The sequence below is a fragment of the Nostoc sp. JL34 genome (assembly GCF_017114945.1).
Lineage (GTDB): Bacteria > Cyanobacteriota > Cyanobacteriia > Cyanobacteriales > Nostocaceae > Nostoc.
This window is the reverse complement of record NZ_JABXKQ010000153.1, coordinates 1-9,409: the sequence shown is the minus strand read 5'-3', so window position 1 is coordinate 9,409 and position 9,409 is coordinate 1. Positions and strand designations below refer to the sequence as shown.

The following is a 9,409-nucleotide window of genomic DNA, read 5'->3' as shown; positions in this document are numbered from 1 at the left end:
ACTGAGCTTTACCCACTTGACAAGTTTCTATTTTTCTTAACTTGACACCAATGGCATCTTGCCCGCCTTCGACTACGGGCGAGACGCCATTAGTGTCAACTTAAGGTTAAAACCCATTTGTCAACGATAGGTTTTGTTAGGAACGAAGTATAAAGGTGAACTTTTTTCTGAATTTTATACGCAAGCTGGTAGTGATGCTAATAAACAAAGCATTAATAGTCCATGAAAAAGTTCGTTTTTTGTCCCTTTCAAACCGAATTTTTAAGCCTAAATGCTTATTGACATAGGAAGTTTGAGCTTAACTTGACACCAATGGCGAGACGCCCACCCCACAATAAATAGTTGTACATTTTTTTATTTGTCAGTCCCTTATGGAATCAGTTGGGGATTAGGGACTAGGCGAGAAACTCTTTTAATATTTGGAGGGGATTCAGACCCCAACCAAATCTTCCCAGTTCTTTGTTCAACTAACTGTAATAACTGTTCCTACACTCTCATTCGCCAATCTATCTACCGCACACACGGCATAGCTTCCCGCTTGTTGGACGGTAGCGAAGGTTGTGCCAGCAGACAAAATTCGCTGAATTGTCCAAGTATCACCACTCAGCCGATAAAGTGTCCAGGAACGAACTGGCTGATTGTCACCAGGCTGCCAACTCAGTTTGCGGTTATTGACTTGTAGTCCAATTGGTGGAGGGGGTGGCGTTGTATCCTGCCAAGGCAAAGTTGGAGGTAGCGCAGGTTTGTTATAAAGCAGACTTTGAAATTTATCAGCAATGCCCTGACTATTTTCTGTCAAAACACCAAGATTAAAGAAGATATTCCCCAGTGACAACTGTCCAGCTTGGCTACGACTAATTTTCACTTGCTTTTCAATCTCATCACTCTCTCGACTCTTGTTGCTTGGTTCTGTCAGATTGTTCCCAGCGTAAACATGTCTTTGCTTTGTGTTTACTTGTGTCCACCACTTTAGCAACGCCGGATAACTCTGTTGTGCTTGGTCTGTGCGCCAGTAAAGTTGAGGAGCAATATAATCAATCCAGCCTTGTTCTAACCATTTCTTCGAGTCAGCATACAGCACGTTGTAAGCATCCAACCCAGTAATCCCAGCAGGTTGTCCGGGGCGATAAATCCCAAAGGGACTAATACCAAATTTAACGTCGGGTTTGGTTGCTTTAATTCCCTGCCAAAGGCGCTGTACCATTTTGTTAACATTGTCCCGTCGCCAGTCGCCAAGGCTGAGTGTACCACCAGCTGCTTTATATGCAGCGTAGGTTTTGTTATCGGGGAAAGGTTGTCCGTCGATGGGATATGGATAGAAATAATCATCTAAGTGAATGCCATCAACATCGTAGCGCTTCACTACATCGAGAATTACATTGTAAGCTCTATCCTGAACTATTTTCAGTCCTGGGTCCATCCAGCGTTGAGTTTTCCACAAATAAACGCTTTCTGGATTGGTAGCTGCTATGTGGGGACGGACTGTTTTAGCTGGGTCGGTGGAAGTACTAGCACGGTAAGGGTTAAACCAAGCATGGAGTTCAATATTGCGCTTGTGACATTCTGCGATCGCAAACGCTAAAGGATCATAAAATGGTTCTGGTGCTTTCCCCTGAGTTCCTGTAATCCAAGCACTCCAAGGCTCTAATTGAGATTCATACAAAGCGTCTCCCTCCGGTCGTACCTGGAAAATCAGGGCATTGAAGTTTAGCGCTTGTAATTTAGTAATAATCTCGGTAAGTTCTGCTTTTTGTTGAGCAACAGTAAGTCCCGGTTTGGAAGGCCAATCACCATTCCACACAGATACTACCCATGCTCCCCGGAATTCCCGACTATGATTTACCCTAACGCTACCGATAGGTGTAGGCGTTGGAGTTGGAGTTGGTATTGGAATTGGTGTCGGTATCGGCGTGGGCGTTGAAATTGGCGGCTGCACTAGGTAACTAGAGGCAATTTTTTCTGCTTGACCTAAATACACCAAAGCTTGATAAATAATCACTGCCACATCTGCACGGGTGGCTGCAAGATTGGGATTGAGTAATTTGATATTTGGGAAACTCACCACCAATCCAGCGCTGGTGGCAATAGCTACCTGATTTTTACTATACTCAGGAATCTGAACATAATCTTGATAAATTTGTGGGAGTTGTGAGAAAAGATCAGGTTTTACCTTGGTGGCAATTTCTAAGCCTCCTACCAAGGAAACTAAAACTTCTACTCTAGTAATTCGGTTAGCGGAACGGAAAGTTTTATCAGGAAACCCGCTAATAAATGCTTTTTCGTAAGCTGTTTGAATGGCGGCTGCTGCCCAATAATTAGTAGATACATCAACAAAGGGGACATACTGCCGCTTCTTGGAAACTGTCCCAAATGCGTTGGCGATGATGGCCGCAAATTCAGCACGGGTGAGTGAGTTATCGGGGCGATAGGTGCCGTTAGGCAACCCACTGACAATACCACGTTGGGCTAAGGCTGTAATAAATAAGCGTGCCCAATGGTTTTGAATATCCGAGAAGGGAGTAGCAATAGATACCATTGTTGATTGCAGCTAGCTGGCCTTGATTTTGATTTCCTTAGTTAATTTAGCAATTTTCTTGGCGTAGGCATAGCCAGTCGTAGGCATCGCTGCTGCAATGTCTTGTAAACTTTCACTCTCGAAGTTTGGGCATGGGGCATTGGCAAAGATGAGGGAGAAGTTCAAGTTCTTTAATTTGGAATTTTGAATTGATTTCTCCCCACTCCCATTAAGTGGCTTTTGCAGTTTCGTCTGGAGGATTCAAAGTAGAACGCGCATTCAACGCCAGCATCACGCGTGAAATACCGGTGAAAATAATGCTGACACCAACTAATGTCCCAATCAGCCAAGGCGCATTGAAGGGCCACTGGAACCAAATCATTGCACCTAACACGAGCGTAATAATGCCATCAGCTAGTATCCACGTCCAGTTCTCTTGCGGACGTAACTGGAATGCCAGAATTAACTCGAATGTGCCTTCAGTCAGCAAAAAGGTACCAAGTAACAGAGTCAGTGTGAGAACACCCGTATAAGGGTAAACAAACAGCATGATGCCAGTTGCAATATAGAGTCCGCTCAAGAGAAGTTTCCAAAGAAAACCTCCTCGTTCACGGGTTTGAGTGGCATAAACTAGTTTGGTAAATCCGGCAAAAATCAAAATCGCCGCAATCCAAGTTTCGGCGAATATGGTGGCGAAATTAGGCACTGCGATCGCAATAACCCCCAAAACACTCAGGAGAACTCCAGTTATCAGTGACCCATTAACATCCTTTTTAATATCTCTAGAAACATCGCTTGTCATACAAATTCTTCCCTATTTTTAGACTAAACTCTACATTTAGATTAGGGAATTTCTAGGTAACAGGGTATGAACCCTAAGATAGACTCATCAGTATTAACTTCATCGCCATCGTGACTAAAATTCACGACTATTGAGATACTAAACCAATCATCTGATGAGAACTATATTGTCTCTAATGTAACCCTCATAAGAGTTCTGCAAGATTGCTTAGGCGCTCATAAACAGAGATGAGACGATCTCCTTCAAGTTCAACAGAAGTATTTGGATAATTCTGAATGGCTCCAAGTAATGTTACTTCACCATTTTGTTTAATAGATGCACTTAAAGCGCTTCGCAGCGCCTGCTGATCTAGTCGTCCTACCGGAGGGTGAACTACCTCACCAATTTGGTCAACTAAAATTGGCCCTGCCCAGCTAGACAGTAAGTTATTTAAAAAGGCAGGATCGGCTTTTATTGGGGCTTTTAGTGCCTTACGAGCTACTGCGGGGTCTTGTTGGGCCGCTTGCAAATAAGCCGTTAATGTCGGGGTAGTCTTGCCAGTTTCTGTAAACTGACTTAATTCTTCAACAGATATTTGCCCCTGAAAATTACCATATTTTAAAACAACTTGCTCGGCGGCATTAGCATTAGTACTTGAGAGTAGAACAATAGCACTTACGCCTAAAGCTACAGTCTGAGTGAGTAACTTAGTCAAATTCTTATTGTTTAATTGATTGAAAAGTTGAGAAATCTGCATTTTGTTAAACTTGATAATGGTATGGAGCAGACATAGACAAAAAATGCCTATGTCTTATGTATTAAGCCTTTTCATAAGGCGAAGCTAATGAGGTAGTATTGATTGATCTTCGTCTAAGGTTGGTGCAGGTACGCCCAAATGCTTCCTTGCAGATTCTTCAGCTAGCTTTCGGTCTTGCTCGTTCTCGAACTGACTCTCATCTAACAAATGAGGATTTTTTGCTGCTTCATCTCGGCTTGGTCGATAGCCATTTTTCCACCTGTACTTCCAGTCCATAAGTTGAAAAGCAGATATACTGCGATTTGATTACTTAGTTGTTCATAGTAGGTGCTTTATGGAAAGTGATACTCCTGCTATAGGTTGAAGAGGCTCATTCAGAGGGTACAAATTTTACAACCTCTGAGAGCAAGAATACTCTAATGGGCGGAACTTGACAGATTAGCACGTTGAGAACCAGTTATGAGTGGCGATCGCAAATGTAATAACTATTCTCATGATCTGCGATCGCTATTGCTGCTGGATATAAAATTTCCCAGTTGCAGAATATCTGAGCAGCGGCTTTGTACCCTTCTCTACAGAACGCCAAGGGCGAACGGGAAGCAAGCTATGTGCAGCCATGATTTTTAATTGGTATTTCCTGAGTTTACCGCATCATCAGGTTTGAGAATCAATTCTCGTTCCAAATAATCAACTGCCTTATAGTATGTCTGCTAAATTCTGACTTTATCACCCTAAAGTTACAGAGGCAGTTTGAATTTAGTGCAAAATTTATGTCTAAAGAAATAAGCACAAAATTAACCTTACTATGCCTAAAAGTTGTATACGCACAGAACAGTCACTCTCAACCAATATCTCTATAGATATAACTAAAAAAGCTAATTTTAGGATAATTCCATCTGTAGGCTCACGCAATTTAAACAAAAAAGGTTGATACTGAAAAAAAATAACTTTACCAGCATTAAATCTGGTTGTAAGAAAAAATTACAGCCCAGGAAAAGCAAATAGAGAAAAGAGTACAAACAATGGCAACTTCTACAGACCGCAATCAACAAATTCAAAAGCTGCATGAACTAATCAAAGACATTGATTATGGTATGTTTACCACAGTCGATGATGATGGCAGTTTGCATAGTTATCCTATGTCAAAGAGTGGTCAGATTAACTCTGAAGCCACGCTCTGGTTCTTTACATACGCTGGTTCTCATAAGGTAACTGAAATTGAACACCATAAGCAGGTCAATGTTAGTTTCTCGTCAACCGAGGAGCAGCGATACATTTCTATCTCAGGTACAGCACAACTCGTGGAAGACCGCAACAAGTTGCGAGAGCTATGGAAGCCGGAACTTCAAACCTGGTTTCCTAAAGGACTGGACGAACCTGATATTGCTTTGCTGAAGGTGAATATTAACCTGATTAATTATTGGGATAGTGCATCAAGTTTTAAGCCACAAACAATTAGTTTTTGACACCATCACGCATCAGAGTAATTCGTAATTTATAATTTTGTAGTTAAAAATTCAATTACGAATTATTCTAATGCGTGTAATTGTTGAACGAAATTGGCAAAGATTAAGTATTTCTAATTGCAAAAAGTCATGATAAAGGTAGAATTAAACATGGCTACATCATCTATGTTGTAGCCTTTTTTATGTATATTTTATTTAGAACTCCCTTGCAGTTATGATCACTGATAAGCAATCACTTTTGCTTTATAGAACGTAGTAGAGTTTTGCGTAAAATCGGAGTATTTTTAAACCCAAAATAAGCGAAAAGTGACGCAGAGTCTTTTTGAAGATAATTCGTTACAATTTTAGGCAATGTTGTATTTAGTAAGTCTCAGATGTCGCACAAACAATTTATATCAAGTCCAGCTAATTACTTATCATTAAAATATCTCCGCGTTCCCGCGTTTTGGCGTCCCCGCGTCAGCCTAAATGATCAGTCTTTTACCAGACATGATATTATTTATTACTGGCAAAAATGGTTACCTTCCATCCTAGTACGTACTGCTGTGCGAGTAGTAGTAATGATTTGTCTAACAGCAGGGATGTTAGGCATTTTGGCAAGCACTGCTCCTATGAGTCATGCTCAAGCTGTTTTTCCTACTTCTGTTGCAGGAAATCCTCAACTAGTAAGTACCACTAAACGCATCCAGAATCAACAGACACCATTAAAATCAACAGCACTCAATGCCACTGTATATCACAGTCCCGACTGTAACTGTTGTGGTGGATGGATCGATCACTTAAAGGCACAGGGTTTTAAAATCACCGATTTTTCTACGACTGATATCGAAACAGTCAAACAAAAGTACAACGTGCCGGATAATTTGTCATCTTGCCACACAGCAATTGTTAATGGATATGTCATTGAAGGACACGTCCCAGCAGATGACATCAAACGTCTCCTTCAAGAAAAGCCAAATGTTGCTGGTTTATCTGTTCCTCAAATGCCTGTAGGTACTCCAGGGATGGAGATGGGGAATCGAAAAGACCCGTTTTCTGTATTTTCCTTTGATCGTAATGACTCAGTTGCAGTATTTAATAAGTATCGTGCTGAGTCCTGAGTCCTGTTAGCGGTAGCAGAGCGTTTGGGCGGTTACCGCTAACAGCACTCGGAACTGAGCACACTTCATTGTTTAGAACCAGTTTTGATCAACTGCGACAAATGACTTAACCATCTCTCAAACCAGAAGACAGAGGCTGCGCTTGCAAGATTTTGAGAAAGAAGCTCAATGGCATGATTACAATCTTGCAGGCTTGCATCGAGTCCCATTGCGTGATAAATTTCACGAGCATTGCAAAAGGCATCAAGCGCTTCTGATTCTCGATTGATTTTTTCTAACACCAAACCCAAATTAAACCAAGCGTTTGCTTCCCCATTTCGGTCATCAAGATCCCTTCTGATCTTTAATGAATGCTGATGAAACTCAAAGGCCATTTGGTACTGTCCCAAAGCTTTATAAGCACTGCCCAACCCACTCAAGGCCATGGCTTGCCCATTGCGATCGCTGATGAATCTTGCCAGCCCTAACCATTGCTGGTAAAACTCAATAGCCGGTTGGTAATGCCCCAATGATTCATAAGTATTGCCCAAACTTCCCAGGCAAATGCATTCCCCAGTCCAATCGCCTATTTTCTTCGTTATACTCAACCACTGCTGATAAAACTCAATCGCTTGTTCGTACTTGCCCAGGCATTCATAAGTATTGCCCAAACTTCCCAAACAAATGCCTTCTCCAGTGCAATCGCCTATTTTCCTGGTGATACTCAACCACTGGTGATAAAGTTCAATCGCTCGCTGGTATTTGCCCAATGATTGGTAAGCATTACCCAACCCAGATAAAGATTTGGCTTCCCCCAAGCGATCGCCTCTTTCTCTAGCTATATCCAACCACTGCTGATAAAACTCAATTGCCAGGTGGTACTCGCCTTGTGAATGGTAAGCATTGCCCAAACTTCCTAGAGAAATGACTTCCTCATTATGTTGGCTTTCCCCACCGTAGGCATCATCTGTTTCTCTGGCTTTTTCTAAGCACTGCTGTTCAAACTCAATGGACTCAATGTTATTTAGGCTCCCGGATCTAATTACGTCTGTCATTCTCTATAGAAAACGAAATTTTTGATCAATAAGCTGTTGATTATACAATTTTCTGCGCCTTCAGCACAGGATGAGTGCAACTTATAGGCACAGTTATCTCAAAATATAGAAATTGTTCTTCAAAAATCTTTCTTTTATACGTAGCAAGCCCTGTGTATAAAAGGCTATTATTTATATTGGTAACAACCCTACGAATATAGTATACTCACAAAATTTAGCTTTCTCATAAAGATATAAGAAAAACCAAATCAATCAGCAGCAGCATAATCGGGCAATGCGTTGAGTTGTAAATTAACAGCACTTAGATAATTTTGGTCGTTTAAAACTTGTGATGGTAATTTATCGGCATTAACAGCAGCCTTAACTACATCTTTCGCAATAATATTTCTTTTCAGAGTTTCAACTACTAGCGCTCCTCCGCTAGGAATCCCGTGTTGTTGTAGACCTCCTTGATAAGCAAAAGTAACTAGATTCAAAGGCTGGAGGTAATTCACAGAAGTAGAGTTACTGGATAAATTATTAGAGTTAATAACTATTGCTTCACTGTTATTGGTAGTAGCTGTTTGAGCGCTTGCAATTCCAGGTACAAGAGTAATAGAAGCAAAGAGAAGTGCAGAATTTATTAAGGTAGTAAGTTTCATAAGTTCTTCTTAGGTAAAATGCGATCGGTGTTCCTTAGTAATAGAATCCTCTTTATTATTAATCTCAGCTTCCTTCAGTCAGGTCACCTGATCGGTTGATATATGACTCACCCAAAAGGGTGAAATAGTGAGCGATATTAAGAGCAGTGAAACTCCCTTAAATCCAGATACAGAAAGGATTTGTTGAAGTTTTCAAGTACTTAACTCAGGCGAATTTAACATTTATGCAATTTTTCAATTCGCCTCTTGAGTTCCCCTAACAAAGCAGAAATTGCTGCGATCGCCCAAGCGCAGATATCAGGCGATCGCAGCAATTATCAAGTTTCCCAAGATTAGGTGAAGGAGGCAGGAGGGCAGGAGAGCAAAGAGAGTTATTATTCAGCAATTTCTCTTCCCCTGCTTCTCTTCTCCCCCTGCTCACCTCAATAGATAACTTTGTTAACCGAAGCGTATTGCGGTAAGCCCAACTCGATAGCAAACCACTGTAGTCAAAAAAGCTTGACAGCCAAATGCTTTTATAGTACAAATGTATTATATAAACACATAAGTGTTGCATAAAACTTTAATACTCCCGACTACGCCAACAGGAGAGCATAAAATAAATGAAGCTATCTAAGGTAAACTTGAGCAGTTTAGTAGCGATCGCTCACTCTGACGGATATTTGCAGTTGTTGCTCGACCGAGGCGACGAACTAGAGTTTTTGGAAATTCCGGCGCCAATACAAGCTTACGAAGGATTGCAAGAACTGAACGAGGCGATTGCCGAAACGACTGCATTGCCCTTTGAAGAAGAACCAATTGTCATGCTACCAGTTATCTCCTCGATGGCTATGGCTGTGGGCTACGATCGCAACGAACAAATCTTGCAAGTTGAGTTTCAAAGTGGAGCTGTTTATCAATACTTAGGCGTAGATGAGGATACTTGGGAAGATTTACATTCTTCTGACTCAATTGGCAGTTTTTACAATCAAGAGATAAAAGGTAGATATGACTGCGATCGTCTAGATAGTTTAGATTAATGACTAACGCTCTTTTATTACTCTCATGAGAGTATAATTAATTACTAAGAGTTTAACTTAGCAAGGGTATTTAATTGGGTTCAAGAACGGCTACCT

At 41.2% G+C, this 9,409-nt stretch carries 10 protein-coding genes; 3 read left to right on the top strand and 7 right to left on the bottom strand.

Annotated elements, in window-relative coordinates; genetic code table 11:
- Positions 1-463: 463 nt before the first annotated feature.
- The 5 genes from HWQ44_RS28125 to HWQ44_RS28105 all read right to left on the bottom strand — a co-directional run bounded on the left by HWQ44_RS28125 (position 464) and on the right by HWQ44_RS28105 (position 4,329).
- Positions 464-2,536 (bottom strand): family 10 glycosylhydrolase, encoded by a 2,073-nt coding sequence (locus HWQ44_RS28125; protein ID WP_292725275.1) that lies wholly within the window; start codon positions 2,534-2,536, stop codon positions 464-466.
- A 12-nt stretch (positions 2,537-2,548) separates the two neighbouring features.
- A complete protein-coding gene (locus HWQ44_RS28120; RefSeq protein WP_292725274.1) occupies positions 2,549-2,701 on the bottom strand; it encodes a hypothetical protein in 153 nt (50 codons plus the stop codon).
- Positions 2,702-2,744: 43 nt separating this feature from the next.
- A complete protein-coding gene (locus tag HWQ44_RS28115; RefSeq protein WP_292725273.1) occupies positions 2,745-3,317 on the bottom strand; it encodes an HdeD family acid-resistance protein in 573 nt (190 codons plus the stop codon).
- A 184-nt stretch (positions 3,318-3,501) separates the two neighbouring features.
- Positions 3,502-4,053, bottom strand: coding sequence for an alpha/beta hydrolase (locus HWQ44_RS28110; RefSeq protein ID WP_292725272.1), 552 nt, complete (start codon positions 4,051-4,053; stop codon positions 3,502-3,504).
- 84 nt (positions 4,054-4,137) lie between these two features.
- Positions 4,138-4,329, bottom strand: a complete 192-nt coding sequence (locus HWQ44_RS28105; RefSeq protein WP_292725271.1) for a bromodomain-containing protein — start codon at positions 4,327-4,329, stop codon at positions 4,138-4,140.
- A 746-nt stretch (positions 4,330-5,075) separates the two neighbouring features.
- Between HWQ44_RS28105 and HWQ44_RS28100 the strand changes: the two genes are divergently transcribed.
- Together HWQ44_RS28100 and HWQ44_RS28095 are read left to right on the top strand one after the other, a co-directional pair.
- Positions 5,076-5,519, top strand: a complete 444-nt coding sequence (locus HWQ44_RS28100) for a pyridoxamine 5'-phosphate oxidase family protein (RefSeq protein WP_292725270.1) — start codon at positions 5,076-5,078, stop codon at positions 5,517-5,519.
- A gap of 374 nt (positions 5,520-5,893) precedes the next feature.
- Complete coding sequence (locus HWQ44_RS28095; RefSeq protein WP_292725269.1) at positions 5,894-6,619, top strand: DUF411 domain-containing protein; 726 nt, start codon at positions 5,894-5,896, stop codon at positions 6,617-6,619.
- 65 nt (positions 6,620-6,684) lie between these two features.
- Here HWQ44_RS28095 and HWQ44_RS28090 read toward each other — a convergent pair whose 3' ends face one another.
- Positions 6,685-7,653 (bottom strand): tetratricopeptide repeat protein, encoded by a 969-nt coding sequence (locus HWQ44_RS28090; RefSeq protein ID WP_292725268.1) that lies wholly within the window; start codon positions 7,651-7,653, stop codon positions 6,685-6,687.
- Between the two features lie 248 nt (positions 7,654-7,901).
- Positions 7,902-8,294, bottom strand: coding sequence for a hypothetical protein (locus HWQ44_RS28085; RefSeq protein WP_292725267.1), 393 nt, complete (start codon positions 8,292-8,294; stop codon positions 7,902-7,904).
- A gap of 602 nt (positions 8,295-8,896) precedes the next feature.
- Between HWQ44_RS28085 and HWQ44_RS28080 the strand changes: the two genes are divergently transcribed.
- On the top strand, positions 8,897-9,313 hold the full coding sequence (locus HWQ44_RS28080) for a KTSC domain-containing protein (RefSeq protein ID WP_292725266.1): 417 nt from the start codon (positions 8,897-8,899) through the stop codon (positions 9,311-9,313).
- Positions 9,314-9,409: the final 96 nt, after the last annotated feature.

Bases quoted from the DNA above. Each gene is read 5' to 3' on its own strand.
- HWQ44_RS28125 (WP_292725275.1), bottom strand. From the start codon at position 2,536: ATGGTATCTATTGCTACTCCCTTCTCGGATATTCAAAACCATTGGGCA.
- HWQ44_RS28115 (WP_292725273.1), bottom strand. From the start codon at position 3,317: ATGACAAGCGATGTTTCTAGAGATATTAAAAAGGATGTTAATGGGTCA.
- HWQ44_RS28110 (WP_292725272.1), bottom strand. From the start codon at position 4,053: ATGCAGATTTCTCAACTTTTCAATCAATTAAACAATAAGAATTTGACT.
- HWQ44_RS28105 (WP_292725271.1), bottom strand. From the start codon at position 4,329: ATGGACTGGAAGTACAGGTGGAAAAATGGCTATCGACCAAGCCGAGAT.
- HWQ44_RS28100 (WP_292725270.1), top strand. From the start codon at position 5,076: ATGGCAACTTCTACAGACCGCAATCAACAAATTCAAAAGCTGCATGAA.
- HWQ44_RS28095 (WP_292725269.1), top strand. From the start codon at position 5,894: ATGTCGCACAAACAATTTATATCAAGTCCAGCTAATTACTTATCATTA.
- HWQ44_RS28090 (WP_292725268.1), bottom strand. From the start codon at position 7,653: ATGACAGACGTAATTAGATCCGGGAGCCTAAATAACATTGAGTCCATT.
- HWQ44_RS28085 (WP_292725267.1), bottom strand. From the start codon at position 8,294: ATGAAACTTACTACCTTAATAAATTCTGCACTTCTCTTTGCTTCTATT.
- HWQ44_RS28080 (WP_292725266.1), top strand. From the start codon at position 8,897: ATGAAGCTATCTAAGGTAAACTTGAGCAGTTTAGTAGCGATCGCTCAC.